Annotated in this window: 15 protein-coding genes; 7 read left to right on the forward strand and 8 right to left on the reverse strand. The window is 67.6% G+C overall.

The window, feature by feature from the left end; translation table 11 throughout:
• Positions 1 to 140: 140 nt before the first annotated feature.
• From RCH21_RS05985 to RCH21_RS06000, 4 genes are all read left to right on the forward strand, one after another.
• Entirely contained in the window at positions 141 to 905 is a 765-nt protein-coding gene (locus RCH21_RS05985) for a demethylmenaquinone methyltransferase (RefSeq protein WP_326963593.1), read from the forward strand.
• Positions 906 to 2222, forward strand: coding sequence for a geranylgeranyl reductase family protein (locus tag RCH21_RS05990; RefSeq protein ID WP_326963594.1), 1317 nt, complete (start codon positions 906 to 908; stop codon positions 2220 to 2222).
• Positions 2223 to 2231: 9 nt separating this feature from the next.
• A complete protein-coding gene (locus RCH21_RS05995) occupies positions 2232 to 3326 on the forward strand; it encodes a polyprenyl synthetase family protein (RefSeq protein ID WP_442784674.1) in 1095 nt (364 codons plus the stop codon).
• 804 nt (positions 3327 to 4130) lie between these two features.
• Positions 4131 to 4637 carry an endonuclease domain-containing protein gene (locus RCH21_RS06000; protein WP_326963595.1) on the forward strand — a complete coding sequence of 169 codons (507 nt, stop codon included), beginning with the start codon at positions 4131 to 4133 and terminating at the stop codon, positions 4635 to 4637.
• 418 nt (positions 4638 to 5055) lie between these two features.
• Here RCH21_RS06000 and RCH21_RS06005 read toward each other — a convergent pair whose 3' ends face one another.
• The 3 genes from RCH21_RS06005 to RCH21_RS06015 all read right to left on the reverse strand — a co-directional run bounded on the left by RCH21_RS06005 (position 5056) and on the right by RCH21_RS06015 (position 6655).
• Complete coding sequence (locus RCH21_RS06005; RefSeq protein WP_326963596.1) at positions 5056 to 5532, reverse strand: HIT family protein; 477 nt, start codon at positions 5530 to 5532, stop codon at positions 5056 to 5058.
• Complete coding sequence (locus RCH21_RS06010; protein ID WP_120147192.1) at positions 5532 to 5957, reverse strand: hypothetical protein; 426 nt, start codon at positions 5955 to 5957, stop codon at positions 5532 to 5534. The genes RCH21_RS06005 and RCH21_RS06010 overlap by 1 nt, the downstream gene beginning before the upstream one ends.
• Before the next feature lie 62 nt (positions 5958 to 6019).
• Positions 6020 to 6655 carry a trimeric intracellular cation channel family protein gene (locus RCH21_RS06015; protein ID WP_326963597.1) on the reverse strand — a complete coding sequence of 212 codons (636 nt, stop codon included), beginning with the start codon at positions 6653 to 6655 and terminating at the stop codon, positions 6020 to 6022.
• Between the two features lie 126 nt (positions 6656 to 6781).
• Here RCH21_RS06015 and RCH21_RS06020 point away from each other — a divergent pair, with 126 nt between their 5' ends.
• Entirely contained in the window at positions 6782 to 7750 is a 969-nt protein-coding gene (locus RCH21_RS06020) for an alpha/beta hydrolase (protein ID WP_120147190.1), read from the forward strand.
• Between the two features lie 81 nt (positions 7751 to 7831).
• On the opposite strand, the gene RCH21_RS06025 is transcribed toward RCH21_RS06020, so the two are convergent.
• The 3 genes from RCH21_RS06025 to RCH21_RS06035 all read right to left on the reverse strand — a co-directional run bounded on the left by RCH21_RS06025 (position 7832) and on the right by RCH21_RS06035 (position 9792).
• Positions 7832 to 8293, reverse strand: coding sequence for an ATP-binding protein (locus RCH21_RS06025; RefSeq protein ID WP_326963598.1), 462 nt, complete (start codon positions 8291 to 8293; stop codon positions 7832 to 7834).
• Positions 8286 to 8618, reverse strand: a complete 333-nt coding sequence (locus RCH21_RS06030) for an STAS domain-containing protein (RefSeq protein ID WP_120147188.1) — start codon at positions 8616 to 8618, stop codon at positions 8286 to 8288. The genes RCH21_RS06025 and RCH21_RS06030 overlap by 8 nt, the downstream gene beginning before the upstream one ends.
• Before the next feature lie 73 nt (positions 8619 to 8691).
• Positions 8692 to 9792, reverse strand: a complete 1101-nt coding sequence (locus tag RCH21_RS06035) for a SpoIIE family protein phosphatase (protein WP_326963599.1) — start codon at positions 9790 to 9792, stop codon at positions 8692 to 8694.
• Positions 9793 to 10018: 226 nt separating this feature from the next.
• Here RCH21_RS06035 and RCH21_RS06040 point away from each other — a divergent pair, with 226 nt between their 5' ends.
• Positions 10019 to 11695: a sensor histidine kinase gene (locus RCH21_RS06040; protein WP_326963600.1), complete on the forward strand. Its 1677-nt coding sequence runs from the start codon at positions 10019 to 10021 to the stop codon at positions 11693 to 11695.
• Positions 11696 to 11744: 49 nt separating this feature from the next.
• Here RCH21_RS06040 and RCH21_RS06045 read toward each other — a convergent pair whose 3' ends face one another.
• Complete coding sequence (locus RCH21_RS06045; RefSeq protein ID WP_326963601.1) at positions 11745 to 12989, reverse strand: sensor histidine kinase; 1245 nt, start codon at positions 12987 to 12989, stop codon at positions 11745 to 11747.
• Between the two features lie 125 nt (positions 12990 to 13114).
• Positions 13115 to 14542 carry a PucR family transcriptional regulator gene (locus tag RCH21_RS06050; protein ID WP_326963602.1) on the reverse strand — a complete coding sequence of 476 codons (1428 nt, stop codon included), beginning with the start codon at positions 14540 to 14542 and terminating at the stop codon, positions 13115 to 13117.
• 167 nt (positions 14543 to 14709) lie between these two features.
• On the opposite strand from RCH21_RS06050, the gene RCH21_RS06055 reads away from it, so the two are divergent.
• A complete protein-coding gene (locus RCH21_RS06055; protein WP_326963603.1) occupies positions 14710 to 16140 on the forward strand; it encodes a gamma-aminobutyraldehyde dehydrogenase in 1431 nt (476 codons plus the stop codon).
• Positions 16141 to 16160: the final 20 nt, after the last annotated feature.

The raw sequence follows: 16160 nt of genomic DNA on the forward strand, positions 1-16160 counted from the left end.
GTGCTCGACGGGGGCCTTACCGTGAGGTTCGGCACGTCGTGGCATCGCCCTCCGCGCACGGCCGCGGTCCGGGTTCACGGCCGTGCGGCAACGCTCCTGCAGCGGTTAGGCGGAGCGGCATTGTTTGAGACACTAAGGAGGTGAATCGTGCATCGCTGGAGAAGCGCCCTGACGAAGTAGCAGCAATGTTCGACGAGGTGGCGCCCAAGTACGACGTCGTCAACGACGTCCTGTCCCTGGGACAGACGCGCCGTTGGCGGCGCATCGTCGTGGACGCCGTCGGAGCGGAGCCGGGCCAGCGGGTACTGGACCTCGCAGCCGGCACCGGCACCTCGAGTGAGCCCTACGCGGACGCGGGGGTCGACGTCGTCGCCTGCGACTTCTCGCTCGGCATGCTGAAGGTCGGCAAGCGCCGGCGGCCGGACATCGACTTCGTCGCCGGTGACGCCACCAATCTCCCCTTCGCGGACAACTCCTTCGATGCGTCGACCATCTCCTTCGGGCTCCGCAACGTGAACGAGCCGAGGAAGGCGCTCGCCGAGATGCTGCGGGTCACCCGACCTGGCGGCCGGCTGGTCATCGCGGAGTTCTCGCAGCCCACCGTCGCCCTCTGGCGCACCACCTACACCGAGTATCTGATGCGCGCGCTGCCGACGATCGCGCGCAAGGTCAGCTCCAATCCCGACGCCTACGTCTACCTCGCCGAGTCCATCCGCGCCTGGCCCAACCAGGATGAGCTGGCGGCCTGGATCAGCGACAGCGGGTGGAACGATGTCGAGTACCGGAACCTCAACGGCGGGATCGTCGCCGTGCACCGCGCCTCGAAGGCGCCCGCGGCACCCGGCGAGGAGCCGCTCCTGCCCGGGCAGGTCCGTCTACGGCGTCGCACATCGGCGGCGGACTAGGTGTCGGTCCTGATCGTCGGAGCCGGCCCCGCCGGTTCCACTGCGGCGTATTACCTGGCGAGCGCCGGCATCGAGGTCACGGTGCTCGAGAAGACCTGGTTCCCGCGCGAGAAGGTGTGCGGGGACGGCCTGACGCCCCGTGCCACCCGTGAGCTGCAACTCCTCGGCCTCCCGCACGACGAGAGCGAGGGATGGCGTCGCAACAAAGGTCTCCGCCTGATCGCGGGCAAGCGCACCGTCGAGGTGCCCTGGCCGGAGCTCAGCGACTTCCCCGACTACGGGCTGGTCCGGACGCGCCTCGGTTTCGACGAGGCCCTCGCCGAGCACGCCCGTTCCGCCGGTGCCACCATCCTCGAGGGTCATTCGGTGTCGACCGCCCTGCGCGACGACAGCGGCCGTGTCACGGGAGTGACGGTCAACCTGCTCGACGCCGACGGCCGCAAGACGGGTGAGAGACGTGATTTCACGGCCGACGTCGTCCTTGCCGCTGACGGCAACTCGACCCGCACCGCCGTCAGCCTCGGCATGCAGAAGCGTGACGACCGGCCCCTCGGCGTCGCCGTCCGCACCTATTTCACGAGCCCACGCACCAACGACGACTGGATGGAGGGCTGGCTCGAACTGCCGGATGCCAGCGGGAAGCCGCTGCCCGGGTACGGCTGGGTGTTCGGCGTCGGTGACGGCACCTCGAACGTGGGCCTCGGCATCCTCAACTCGTCCGCCGAGTTCGGCAAGCTGGACTACAAGCAGGTGCTGCGCGACTGGACCGCCGGGATGCCGTCCGAGTGGGGTTTCTCCCCGGAGAACCAGGTGGGCGAGATCCGCGGCGCGGCCCTGCCCATGGGTTTCAACCGCACGCCGCACTACAGCCCCGGCCTGCTGCTGCTCGGCGATGCCGGCGGCATGGTCTCTCCGTTCAACGGTGAGGGAATCTCCTACGCGATGGAGTCCGCCCGGCACGCAGCCGAGTTCATCGAGCGGGCACAGTCGGTGTCCTCGCTGCTCGGACGCGACCAGGTGATGTCGGGGTACGCGCCGTACGTGCGTGCACAGTGGGGTAGCCACTTCACGCTGGGCCGCATCTTCGCCCAGCTGATCGGCAAGCCCGCGATCCTGTCGCTGGCGCTACGCACCGGCATGCCGATCCCGCTCCTCATGCGTTTCGTGGTGCGGATGCTCGCCAACCTGACCGACGCCGGAGGGCGCGGCTTCGAGGACCGCGTGATCCACCTGCTCGAGTCGCTCGTTCCGCCCACGACCAACCAGCCGACCGTCATGGGTCACCGGCGTGCGCACAGCGCCGTCCCACGTGGTTAGTCTTAGACCGTGACACAATCCTTCAACTCCGGATGGGCCAGCGTGGGTCTCAACAGCGCGCTGGACACGGCAGACATCCCGGACGATGCTGACTCCCTCCGCCTGCCTCCAGGTTTCGCCCTCATCGCCGAGGACCCGGAACTGGGGCCGTCCGTCTCGTCGTGCCTGGCGGAGGTCGAGAGGCAGCTTCGCGGTGCCATCGCCAATTCCGATCCCCTCGCCGACGCCACGAGCCGCCACCTCGTCGAGGCCGGCGGCAAGCGCATCCGTCCCCTCCTGACGATCCTCGCCTCGCACCTCGGCAATCCGGCGCGTACGAAGGTCGTCCAGGCGGCCGTCGTCGTCGAGCTGACGCACCTCGCCACCCTTTACCACGACGACGTCATGGACTCCGCGCCCTACCGCCGCGGTGCTCCCACCGCGCACGAGGTGTGGGGCAATTCCGTGGCCATCCTCACCGGCGACCTCATCTTCGCCCGGGCATCCATCCTCGTCTCGGAACTCGGCGGTGAAGCCCTCGGCATCCAGGCCCGCACCTTCGAGCGCCTCTGCCTCGGACAGCTGCACGAGACAGTGGGACCGCGGGACGGCCAGGACGACCTCGAGCACTACCTCTCCGTCATCGCCGACAAGACCGGTTCGCTGGTCGCGGCCTCCGGGCAGCTCGGTGCGATCTTTGCGGACACTCCGCGTGAGGTCGTCGACATCATGGTCTCCTACGGCGAGAAGGTCGGTGTCGCATTCCAGCTGGCCGACGACGTCATCGACGTGACCGGACTCAAGGTGAAGTCCGGCAAGGCACCGGGGACGGATCTGCGCGAGGGTGTTCCCACGCTTCCGGTCATCCTCCTGCGCCGAGCCGCGGCCGCCGGGGACCAATCCGCCGCCGACGTCGTCGCACTCGTCGACAGTGACCTCTCCTCCGACGAGGCCCTCGCCCGAGCGGTGGCAGCCGTCCGCTCCCACCCGCAGACACAGGAGGCCTGGGCCGTGGCGCAGCAGTGGGCGGACGACGCCGTGGCCGCCCTCGATCCGCTGCCCGAGAGCGTCGTCAAGCATGCCCTGGCGAGCTTCGCGCAGGCAGTGGTCAGCAGGGACGTCTAGCTCCGGCCGGCCCCTTCCGTACCTTGCGTCGGGCACGCTGGCCGCCGTCGTCCCTGCCTTCTGTGATTGGTTACCTCGACGACCGGCGTGTTCCGTCGGGACACGCGCTTCGGAGCCGAAAGCCGGGAACGACAGCAGGTTTAGTCGCCGGGCAGGCTAGCCGCCGTCGTTCCTGCCTTCTGTGAGTGGCTGCCTCGACGACCGGCGTGTTCCGTCGGGACACGCATTTCGGGGCCGAAAGCCGGGAACGACAGCAGGTTCGGTCGCCGGCAGGCTAGCCGTCGTCGTTCCTGCCTTGTGTGGCGGGGTTGCCTCGATGACCGGCGTGTTCCGTCGGGACACGCGCTTCGGAGCCGAAAACCGGGAACGACAGCAGGTTTAGTCGTCGGGCAGCAATCGTTCGGCCAGGACACGACAATGCAGGAGGTTGTGCACATACCGTCTACACGGCCACGAGGGTCGCGCAAGCGGCGTCTACTGGTGTTCGTGAGTCTTGAGGAAGTGCTGGGGTCCCTCGGTGGCGTGGCCCCTACCCATGTTCTCCGATCAAGGGGCGTCAGTCGTTGGGAGATCGACCAGGGAGTCGATGGTGAGCGCATCACGCGTGTACGGCGAGGAGTACTCGCGTTGCATGACGCCGCGCCGGAGCTTGTGACGGCAGTATGTGAGCATGCGCGATTGAGTTGTGTGTCCGCCGCCTCCTACTACGATCTGTGGCGGATCCGTGAGCCGCAGGAGGTCCACCTCAGCCGGACGGATGGCGTTGATAGCGCGTGCGTGAATCACCGCACACGGTCGGTTCCGGTGCATCCCCGACTGCCGTTGGTCGGTCTCGCCGATGTGCTGGTGCACGTATTGCAGTGCCAACCTGAAGAGGAGTCCGCTCCCATCGTGGAGTGCGCACTCCGGCGTGGCCACACCGTGCCCTCCTTTCTCGAGACGCGGCTACCCGGGCGGCGCAATGGGAAAGCTCGTTTCGTCCTGGCCAAGGTCGGTTGCACCGCGGACTCCGCCATCGAAGTGGTGGCTCGCCTGATCCTCACCGGTGCTGGTCTGGATGTTCGGTCCCAGGTCCCGATACCCGGTGTGGGACGGGTGGATTTCCTCGTCGAGAACTTCTTGGTGGTCGAGGTGGACGGCGCGGCATATCATTCCGACCGTCAGGCACTCCAACGGGATCTTCGAAGGAACAACACGACGATCATCGGGGGCTACGCCCTCCTCCGCTTCACGTACGAGGACGTCATATTCCACCCGGAGGAACTTCTGGCGCAGGTGCTGCAGGTTCTCGGACGCCGGCCGGTCAGGTGAGGAGCCGCCATCGTTCCTGCGTCCTGCTCGCGTCGTTGCCGGTACGCGGCGTGTCGTGGCCGACACGCAGTTGCGGGTCCGAAAACCACGAACGACGGCGGCGTGACGGGTCGGGCTGCTCGCAACAGGGGAACGACGGCGGCGTGACGGGTAGGGCTACTTGCTGCAGGGAACGACGGCGGCGTGACGGGTAGGGCTACTTGCTGCAGGGAACGACGGCGGCGTGACGGGTAGGGCTGCTCGCAACAGGGGAACGACGGCGGCGTGACGGGTAGGGCTACTTGCTGCAGGGAACGACGGCGGCGTGACGGGTAGGGCTGCTCGCAACAGGGGTTGAGGGGGAGCGCATCACGCGTGTACGGCGAGGAGTGCTCGCGTTGCGTGACGCCCCCGGAAGGGGCACACCTCGGAGCGTGTGCTACCTCGACGGCAGGAGTGCCCTCAGCTCGTCCGCCTTCCGCGCCCTGATCACGGGGTCGACGATGGGGCGCTTCGGGGTGAAGTAGAAGCCGTCGTCGTGCCAGCGGGGCAGGACGTGCTGGTGGTAGTGCCAGACGTGCTGGCTGCCCGCCGGTTCGTTGTGCTGCCGCGTCGAGACGCCGTCGGGCGCCCAGGCGAGTTTGATGGCGATCGCGATGTCGCGGGTCAGCGTCATGATGCGCGCGGCTGCGTCATCAGGCAGTTCGTACAGCAACTCGACGTGGGCGCGCGGGGTGACCAGCACATGGCCGGGGTTCGGCTCGAAGCCGTGCGAGGCGATGAACGCAAGCACCAGGTCATCCGAGTGGATGATGTCACCCGGGCGGCAGAGGTTCCTCGGGTTGCTGAAATCCGCTCGAGCCAGGTCGCAGAACGGGCACTGGTAGCCCTCGGGTGCGTGGTGGGCGAACTCCATCAGTCCTCCGCGTTCTCCTCGAAGACCCACTCGAAGAGGTCGAGCACGTACTCGCTGAAGGTGCCCTCCTCGCTCTGCCACTCGCCGCGGACGTTGTTGCGCCGCCAGACGATCGGGTCGGGGACGTCAAGCTGGTCAGCCTTCATGCCCCACGTGTACTCCTCGTCCTCGTCCTCGAGGAACAAGAGGAAGCCGTCCTCGACCTCCAGCTCGTCGGGATCCCAGAAGAAGTGGAACGCCTCCATGATGTCCTCGGTGGCTCCCACCGCACGGTAGAACTCCCGCAGGGCCAGGGGCAGTTCGAAGTCCTTGTCCGCGAGCATCTCGGACAGCTCGTCCTCGGTCAGTCCATCTTCCTCGGCCCACTCGTCCTCGAAGTACTGCGGCACCAGGGCTCGGAATTTCTCGGAAAACAGCTCAGTCACAGGTACTCCAGGAGTGGTGGTGGGGGATGCTCCCATCCTAGCCGCCGCGTCCTGTGCGCGGGTCACCTCCGCGCGCTCCACGTCCGTGCTGCGAGGGGGGCGTGCCAGCCGTAGCGCCATGCCAGAACGCGGAAGGAGAAGACCAGCGAGGCAGCCAGGGTGCCCGTGACGAGGGTGAAGGTACCGGTCAGGTAGAGCACGGTGACGATGACGGCGCCCAGCATCGCGGGCAAGGCGTAGATGTCCCGCGGATCGAACAGCTGTGGGATCTCATTCGCGACGACGTCACGCAGCAGACCTCCGCCCACGGCGGTGGTCACGCCCAGCAGGACGGCGGACACGGGATTGAGGCCGACGTCCAGTGCCTTGACGGTCCCCGTGATGCAGAACAGGGCAAGCCCGGCCGCGTCGAAGATCACCAGTACGCGCTTGACGCGTTCGACGCCCGAGAAGACGAAGTAGACCACGATCGTGGCCAGCAACGGAGGAAGCAGGTACGCAGGGTTGGTGAAGGCCGCGGGCGGGACGTCGATGATGAGGTCCCGGGCGACGCCGCCGCCGAGGGAAGCGAGAGACGCGAGGAGGAGCGAGCCGACGAGGTCGAAGCCCTTGCGCGCCGCGAGCAGGGAGCCGGACACGGCGAAGAAGAAGACCCCGAGGAGATCGGCGGCGAGGGCAACGTGCGAGGCGGTATCCATCTTTTCCTTCGGCGGGCAGAAGCGGCTCCGGGCTAGAGTGCGGCCGTTCGTCAACCGGCGGCACGAGGGCCCTGACCAGCATGACAGAGGCGGCACGGGCAAGGGGGGCCGCACTAGGCTGGGCCCATGACGAGCGGATACGCAGCAGGCGCCGGAACAGTCGGACCGAGCACGAAGGACGGCTCGAGGGCCATGCGTATCGCGTCCCGCCTGATCGGCTACCTGCCGACCAAGCGGAACCTCAACGGCACCGACTGGGTCAACGCCAAGTACCCCGGCCGCACCTACCCGTCCATCGCCGCCATCCCCTGGACCTTCAAGCAGACGCACACCATCCAGGAGAAGAAGGTCGACGGCGTGCGCACCATCACCGTCCGGCCCCTGCTCGGTGCCACGAAATCCCACATCATCTATACGCACGGTGGAATCTACATCAACGAACTGGGGCGCCCGCATTGGTGGATCATTGCCGAACTGACGAAGCGAACCGGTGCCGCCGTCACCGTGCCGCTATACCGGTTGGCGCCTGAGAGCACCTATCACGAGGCGTATCCCTACCTCGTCTCGGTGTACCGGGACGTCCTCCGCACGGCCGCGCCCGACGACGTGACGCTCATGGGGGACTCGGCCGGCGGCGGGCTCGCCATCGCGCAACCCTGGGCATTCTCCGACGCCGGCCTGCCGCGACCGGGCCGCATCGTCGCCTTCTCACCCTGGCTCGATGTCACGGCAACCAATCCCGAGATCCCGAAGTACGACGCCGTCGACCCCATGCTCTCCGTGGCCGGCGGCGTGCAGGCCGGTCTCTGGTGGGCCGGTGGCGACGATCCGAGGACACCGCTGATCAGTCCTGCCTGCGCTCCGGACGACATGCTGGCCACGGTCCCGCCCACGCGCATCTACCAGGGTTCCCGCGACGTCTGCATGGCTGATGCGACAGTGTTCCGCGACCGGGCCGTCGCTGCAGGGGCGGACGTCACCATGAAGGTCTATCCTGGCGGGTTCCACGTCTTCCCGGCGTTCCCACGTCTCCCCGAGTCCAGGGAGGTCTATGCGGACGTCGCCGCGTTCCTCGGGCGGCCGCCGCTTCCCTGAGGGCGGCCCGTTCCGGCTGACGGCGAAGAATGGAGTACGGGACGGCGACGTGTCACGCCGGGACGCGGTCTGGGAGAAGCCTCAGTTCTGGCCCGAGTCGCGGGACAGGACCCACACGTTGGTGTCACCCTGCCGTTCGACGGTGACCGTCGTGACGAGGGCCCGGATCATCGACAGACCACGCCCGGATTCGTCATAGTCCTCCAGCAGCGAGTCCTCGTCGAGCGGCGCTGATGCAGCGGCTCCGTCGATATCCGGCACCGGGTCATGCGCTGCTGCCCCGATCTCACTGATGACGGCGCGGAGACGCCCGGTTGCGACGGTCAGCTCGACGCCGAGGAGCAGTTCCGCGCCTTCAGCCGGAACACCGTGCTGAACCACGTTGCTGGCCGATTCGATCACGGCCGTGGTGAAGGCCATCTGGTCGAGCTGCGGTACGAAGGCGGCATCGATCCACAGCTGGTCCAGCACTCCGTGCAGATCCTCGATCGCCTGCTCGGTCGCGGGTTGTTCGAGGGCACGCCGGGCGAGGATGTCAGTCATTGAGGAAGGCTTCCTCGGGCGTCGCGTGCGGGGTGAGGACGCGATGCATGCTGGTGAGTTCCAGCACCATGTTGACCTGCGGCTGCACGGCAGCGATCCGCAGGTCGCCGCCGGACTGCCGTGCCAGCTTGAGGCAGCCGATGAGCGCGCCGAGTCCGGAGGAATCCATGAAGCTGGTGCCGGCGAGATTCACGACGATCCGCTTTCCGCCCGCGCTCACGACCCCGTTGATGACCTCGCGCAGCTTCGGCGCCGCGACCATGTTGAGGCGCCCGGTTGCCGACACCTCGGTGTAGCGGCCCTTGTCCTGCGTGGTGAATTCCATGAGTACTTCCTTCTGGCGATGCCTGTCCGTGATTCTAGGTCGTGCCGTCGACGCGCTTCGTACCCGAGCTGCCTCAGGCAGGCGAGCGCCGGAGGATGACGACGGTGACGTCGTCGGCCACCTCGGGGACGTCAGCCATATCGAGCAGCCTGCTGCACGCGTCCTCGGCTCCCGCTGCCGCCGTGACGACACCGGCGACGGCCTCGGTGAACTGCTCCACCGTCTCGTAGATATCCAGCAGGCCATCGCTCACGACGGCGAGCGAATCACCCGGCTCGAGGTGGACGGTGCCCGCGGACCAGGCCTGATCGGGCCAGGCACCGACGGGAGGACCGGCCGAGGGAAGCCGCACGACACTTCCGTCCGCTGCGACGTGCAGGGCAAGGCCGTGTCCGGCATCCACATAACCGACGACGCCGGTGGCGGCATCGAGGCGGCCGTGGAACAGGGTGACGAAGGAGCTGGTCTGTTCGAGGTCCGCCTCGGTGGCACGCGCCGCCGTGGCGAAGGCGGTCTCGATGCTCGGCTGTGTGGCGACGGAGCGCATGATCGCCCGCACGGTCGCCGCAATGAGGGCTGCGCCCATGCCTTTCCCCATGGCATCGGCGACGGTCAGATGCAGCCCGTCGGCCGTTCCGTACCAGTCGTAGAAGTCGCCTCCAACGCTCCGCGAGGGCCTGAAGCGGCCGCACAGCTCGTAGTCCTGCAGGGCGAGCTGGTCCCGGGGGAGGAGGTTCTGCTGTACCTCGGCCGCGCGCTGGCGCTCGTCTGCATTCGCGACATCGGCAGCAGCCTGGCGGTTCTGGCGCCGGAAGAGGGAGTTGATGCGCGCAACCAGTTCACGCGGGCTGAAGGGTTTGCTGATGTAATCGTCGGCGCCGGTCTCGAGGCCGGTCAGGCGTTCGATCTCATCGGTGCGGGCCGTGATCATCAGGATGTAGGCGTCGGAGAAGGTGCGGACCTCGCGGCACACCTCCACGCCGTCGCCGTCGGGCAGGTTGAGGTCGAGGGTAATGAGATCGGCCCCGGCCCGGGCCTTCTGCAACCCCTCGCGGGCCGTTGCGGCCTCGGTCACCTCGAAGCCCTCACGCTTCAGGATCTGCACGAGCAGACCCCGGATGTCGACGTCGTCCTCAACGACCAGTGCACGGCGGGTCTCGGGGGCGGCAGTCATGATCCCCATTAAACGCTACGGCGCGTGATCGCCGGGACGTGCCACGGACCTTCGCCCCGATCACCGCTTTGATGCGCGGAACTTGATGTGATCTTGAGGTCCGCGGAGCCGTCCGACGGCCGCAATCAAGGGACAGCCGCGCTAGTCTTTTGGGGTCGGCGTGCCCGGGCCGCCGGTGCCGCTGTAGCGACGGAGATAGCCGGACGAGGGACGAGGGGAACGGCCAGTGGACAAGGTGCTCTCACACCTGACGCTCAACACCCGGCAGTTCCACGAGCTGACCATGCGTGCCCGCGTGGTCCTCAGTCAGCTGCCCCTCTCGCTGACCGTCGTCCTCGTCCTCGTGGGCGGGTGGTTCCATCCTGACCTCTTCGAGAGCCAGCCGTTCATGATCGGCGTCGGCCTGCACGCCGTCCTGCTGGCGCTGTGCTTCATCGTGCCGTGGGACCGCTTGCCGTATGCCAGCTTCCTCATCATTCCGCTGCTCGACTTCATCCCCATCGGGCTCATGCGCCACGGCGCGGGAACCGTCATCACGGGCGTCGGCCTCCTCACGGTCTTCCCCGTGATCTGGTTGGCGGCATCGGGCCTGTATCCCCGAGCCGCCCTTGCCACGGGGTTCCTCGCATCGCTCGGGATCGTCTGGGTGCCGCTCTTCGTTGCGGACGCCGCGGTGAACTCGCAGTCCCTGACGCAGTCCTTCCTCCTGCCCTTCATCATGCTCGCCATCGGGATCACGATCCGCGTGATGACGGCCAGCATGATGGCCCAGCAGGCGGTCGTCGAGGAGAAGGACCGCACCCTGCAGAAGCTCCTCGAGGAGAGTGCCCGCCGGGAACGGCTCCTGGAGACGGTGGTCAACAGCGTCGATATCGGCCTGATCGCCCTGGACGAAGCCGGTCGCCCCGTCCTGACGAACCGGAAGCTCGAGCAGTTCCGGGCGCTCGCCGGTGGGTCCGCCGACACCTCCGAAGCCGACCTGCGCATCTTCCAGCAGGACGGCTCGTCCGTCACGCCGGCGGCGAGGCGACCGACCCGGCGCGCGGCCGACGGGCAGGTGTTCTCCGACTACCTGCTGTGGTGGGGCGACCTGCCGAACCAGCGCGTGCTCTCGACATCGTCCCGTCTGATGACGAACCAGGCCGGGACCCGTGAGGGCTCGGTGGTGACCTTCAACGATGTGACAGAACTCGTCCGGGCCCTGAACGCGAAGGACGAGTTCGTGGCGACGGTGTCCCATGAGCTACGGACACCCCTGACCGCCATCCGGGGCTACCTGGAACTGCTCACCAGCATGCCCGACCTCGAGCCCGAGGTCGCCTCCGGCCTGGAAGTGGTGTCGCGCAACTCCGAGCGCCTGCACAAGCTCGTGGTGGACCTGCTGGCCACGGCGGAGGGACCACCGGAGATCACCCCGGCCCCCACCAACTTCTCCGATCTCGTCGGGCGGCGCTTCGCGACGGCCGAGGAACGGAACAACAATCCGCTGGTGCACTTCGAGAATCACACAGCGCCCGACCTCGTGGCGCTGTGTGATGCCCCCAGGATCGGCCAGGTCCTGGACAACCTGCTCTCGAACGCCATCAAGTACTCTCCCGGCGGAGGCCGCGTGACGGTCAGCGCCGCAGAGGTCGACGGCGAGGTGGAGTGCAGCGTGACCGACCAGGGCAGCGGCATGTCGGCGGAGGAACTCCGGGGGGTCTTCTCGAAGTTCTTCCGGACGTCCGCGGCGCGGAACGCGGCGATTCCCGGCGTCGGCCTAGGCCTGGCGATCTCCAAGGCCATCGTCGAACGCCATGGTGGAACGATCACCTGCCGGAGCGTGGAAGGTCAGGGCTCCACGTTCACCTTCCGGCTCCCGCTCGCGCACGCCGACCAGGATCTCCAGACCCAGGAGAGTTAGCGCCCCGGCGGTACCACGGTGACCGCGGACGCATGATCGGGCGAACGTGTCAGCTTGCCGGACCCAGGTCCACGGTCACCGTGGTGCCGCCGCCGGGAGTGCCCGTGATGCTGATCAGACCGTCATGTGCCGTCGCAATCCTGGCGCACGTGGCCAGCCCGATGCCGCTGCCTGCCGGGTCGCCGTCGCGCTGGAGCCGCACGAGGGGTTCGAGGACCCGCTGGCGGTCTTCGGGATCGATCCCCTTTCCGTGGTCGATGATCCGCAGGACCTGCGTCTCCCCGACGTGTCCGATGACCTCGATGCGCGGGGGAGTGTCGGGCGTCGAGTACTTGATGGCGTTGGACACGAGGTTCTGGAGGAGTGCGGTCACCTGCGCCTGGTCCACGTCCAGCTGCGCATCCTGGACGGTGACGACGGCGTCGTAGGAAGTGGTCAGCGGGAGGACGTCCTGCAGGACCGAGTTCATCATCGTGCTCAGGCGCACGGGGCGGCGAGTGATCGCGCCGCCGATACGCGAGAACGCGAGGACTTCCTCCACCGTCGTCAGCATGCGGCTGGCGCTGCCACGGATGATGCTGAAGTATCGTGCTGCCGGCCCGGAAGGCTCGACCTCGTCGTCCTGTTCGCTCAATTCGGCATAGCCGAGGATCGCAGTCAACGGATTCTTGAGGTCATGGCTGACCCGGGCGGCGAAACCGGCGAGGTCCTCGTTGCTGCGACGCACCACCTCGAGCGCCTCCACGAGCTGGCGGGTCTTGAATTGCAGTTCGAGCACCTCCACGACCTGCCGGGCGAGGATCTCGAGGCCCTCACGCTGGTCCGGAGTGAACGGGTGCACCCGAAGGGAGAATACGCAGAGGGCGCCCAGGGCGTAGCCGGCCGTCGTCACAAGGGGGACCGAGGCATAGGACCGGACCTCGGCGATGCCACCGTTGACGAAGGGATTCTCGGCGAAGCGCGGATCTTGGGAGGCGTCCGCGAGGGCCGTGATGGCTCCCGAGGTGAAGACCTTGGAGCACATCGAGTCCTCCCGCGAACACACTCCCGCATCCACCCCGACCGCAGCGATCTGGTGCTGCTGGTCGGCCGTGATGATGTTGATGACACCCATGTCCATGCCACTGACGCGTACGGCGAGCTTCACGAGGTTGAGGAGCTCGGGGGGCGTCTCGTAGTCGCGCTTTTCCACGGGGAGGCCGTCCGCCTCGCCGTAGGGAAGCCGGTACTCCTGCAGGACTGCTTGGCGGGCGAGCTCCTGTAATGCCACCTCGTGGACCTGAAGCACGGACATTTATACCCCTGAAGAATTGGAAGACCGGTGCGTGTGGGTCCGATTGTGCCACGAGCGCGGTCGTTCGGCCGGATGTGAACCTGATCGCTGCTGACGCGCCGGAACAGGTGCCTTGCCCGGCTGCCTCACCCCAGGGCCCGGACGCGGAGGGCGAGGTAGAGATGCACGCGGTCAGCCGTGACCGAGGGGTCGTATCCCGTGAGGGCAACGACCTGCTGCAGCCGGTAGCGAATGGTGTTGCGGTGGAGGTCGAGGTCGGCGGCGACGGCGGCCACCGAGCCGTCGAGGTCCAGGTACCGCTTGAGCGTGGACACCAGGTCCGCCCGGTGTGCCTCGTCGAAAGCTTCGAGAGGTTTCAGGGTCTCGGCGGCCAGATCGGCGAGCGGCACATCGGCGCTGGACATCAGCAACGAGGTCAGGCTGAGTCGATCCGCGAGGTTGAGCGCCTGGCCGCGCTGCAGTGCTTCGTGGGCCTCGAAGTAGCTCCAGCGCAGGCCGTTCGGCTGCGCGTAGGTGCCGCCTACTCCGATGCGGGAGGTGAGCCCCGCGCCATGCAGGTAGCGGCTGAGGTCGGCCGGATCGGGCGCCGCGGGGGTGGGCAGGACGAGCACGAGCCGCTCGTCGACGAGCCCGGCGGAGGTCCCCTCCCAGCCGAAGGGGAGGGGCAGGGTCCGCAGCGCACGGCGTTGTCCCGAGGCGACGTCGACGATCAGCACGCTGTGCCGCACCGTCGTATCGATGCCCGAACTGGCGAGTCGCGCCGTCGCCTCGGCCCCCGCAAGCGCCCCCCGCACCACGTCCTCCAGCAATTGCCCCGTAGCGGTCCGGGTCCCGGTCCGGTTCCTGGCCTGGTTGGTGAGTTCGACCGAGATCAGGCTCTGCGCGTAGTCGACGACGGCGGCATGTGCGTAGGGTTCGGCGAGGGCGAGGGTGCAGCGGTCCTTGAGCCCGGTGGCGATCGGTAGCCGGTGCCACTCCGTCGTCGTTCCAGGGGTGCCGGACGTGCCGCCGGAGCCGGCGCCGGCGATGCGCGTTCCGTACTGGAACAGCACGACGTCGGTGCCGAGCATGCGAGCCAACTCGCCGAGAAGCGCGCCGAGGCCTCCGGCGCCCAGGAGCGCTGATGCGAGGACTGCGTGTCCTTCGAGGAGTTCCTCGAGTCCTGCGTACTGATCGGCGGACAGGGCGTCGGCGACCCTCTTGCCGATGGCGATGAACGGGACTTCATAGGGGACGCTGAACGCGGGAAGTCCGGCGGCGTCCGCCTCCGCCAGCACCGCTGCGGGAATCCTGCGGTGCGTGAGGCCGACTCCGAAGCCGATGGCCAGAGCACCGGCCTCGTGCACCCGCTGAACGAACGCTCGCTGGGCGGCGCCGGTCTTCAGGCGCACCCCTGTCGTCAGGACGACCTCGGCGCCGTTGAGGAAGGGCCGGGGGTCCTCGAGTTCCGTCACGGCCACCCACTGGATGGGCTGCACGGGAGCGTGGGCACCGCCTTCTGCGGTCAGCCCGAGGGATGGATCGGCGAGGAGATCCGACAGTGTGATGGCCATGCAACCAGAGTAGGCCCTGACTGTACCAGTGCACGGCCATGGGTGGCGATCGCTGTGCACGTATACGTGGCGGGCGCTACCTCACGCCGGTAGCGTCTTGTCGAAACCGGTGCACCGCCCCACCTCCGGGTGTGCGCGGATACACCCCTCGTGAAAGGCACTGCATCGTGGCTGAGACCCTTCAGAACTACATCGACGGCGTGTTCGTGACGCCCGCCGGCACAGAGCTCCTCGACATCGTCAACCCGACCAACGGCGAGGTGGTGGCGCAGTCGCCCGTCTCCTCGCCCGCCGATGTCGACGACGCCATGCAGGCCGCCGCGCGCGCCTTCACCACGTGGAAGCGCACCACCCCGAGCCAGCGCCAGCTGATGCTGCTGAAGCTCGCCGACGCCGTCGAGGCAGCCAGTGACGAGCTCGTCGAGGCGCAGCACCGCAACACGGGCCAGGTCCGCGCGATGATCGCCGCCGAAGAAGTGGCTGTCGGCGCCGACCAGCTGCGCTTCTTCGCCGGGGCAGCCCGGATCATGGAGGGCAAGTCCGCGGGCGAGTACCTCGAGGGCCACACCTCCTACGTGCGCCGGGAGCCGATCGGCGTCGTCGCGCAGGTCGCGCCCTGGAACTACCCGTTCCTCATGGCCATCTGGAAGATCGGACCGGCGCTCGCCGCCGGCAACACCGTGGTCCTGAAGCCGAGTGACACGACACCCGAGTCCACGCTCGTGCTCGCGCGCCTGACCCAGGGCATCCTGCCGGACGGCGTCCTGAACGTCGTACTCGGTACCGGTGAGACCGGTGCCGCGATGATCGAGCACCCCGTGCCGGGCCTCGTGTCCATCACCGGATCCGTGCGTGCGGGAATCGCCGTCGCCACCAGCGCGGCGAAGGGTCTCAAGCGGGCACACCTCGAGCTCGGTGGGAAGGCACCCGCCGTCGTCTTCGCGGACGCGGACCTGAAGAAGACCGCCGAGGCCATCACCGAGTTCGCCTTTTTCAACGCCGGACAGGACTGCACGGCCATCACCCGCGTGCTGGTGCAGGAGGAGGCGCACGACGAACTCGTGGCCGCGATGGTCGAGCACACGGCGACCCTGACGACGGGAAGCGAGGACGACTCGGAGAACTACTTCGGGCCCCTGAACAACATCAACCACTTCAACGCGGTGAATGCGGTCATCGAGGCCATTCCCGCGCACTGCAGCATCGCGACCGGCGGCAAGCGTGCCGGCGACAAGGGTTACTTCTTCGAGCCGACGATCATCACCGGCGCGCGGCAGGACGACCCCGTGGTGCAGCAGGAGACGTTCGGCCCGATCGTCACCGTGCAGACCTTCAGCACGGAGGAGGAGGCCGTCGCGCTCGCCAACGGGGTGGACTACGCCCTGGCCTCCAGCGTCTGGACCACCGATCACGGTACCGCGATGCGGGTCTCGCGGGACCTCGACTTCGGCGCGGTCTGGATCAACACGCACATCATGCTCACAGCCGAGATGCCGCACGGCGGCTTCAAGAACTCCGGCTACGGCAAGGACCTCTCCATGTACGGCGTGGAGGACTACACCCGCATCAAGCACGTCATGAGCGTGCTGGACGCCTAGGCGTCCCAGAGACAAGGAAT

The sequence above is a fragment of the Arthrobacter sp. PL16 genome (genome assembly GCF_035985055.1).
GTDB classification, from domain to species: domain Bacteria; phylum Actinomycetota; class Actinomycetes; order Actinomycetales; family Micrococcaceae; genus Arthrobacter_D; species Arthrobacter_D cheniae.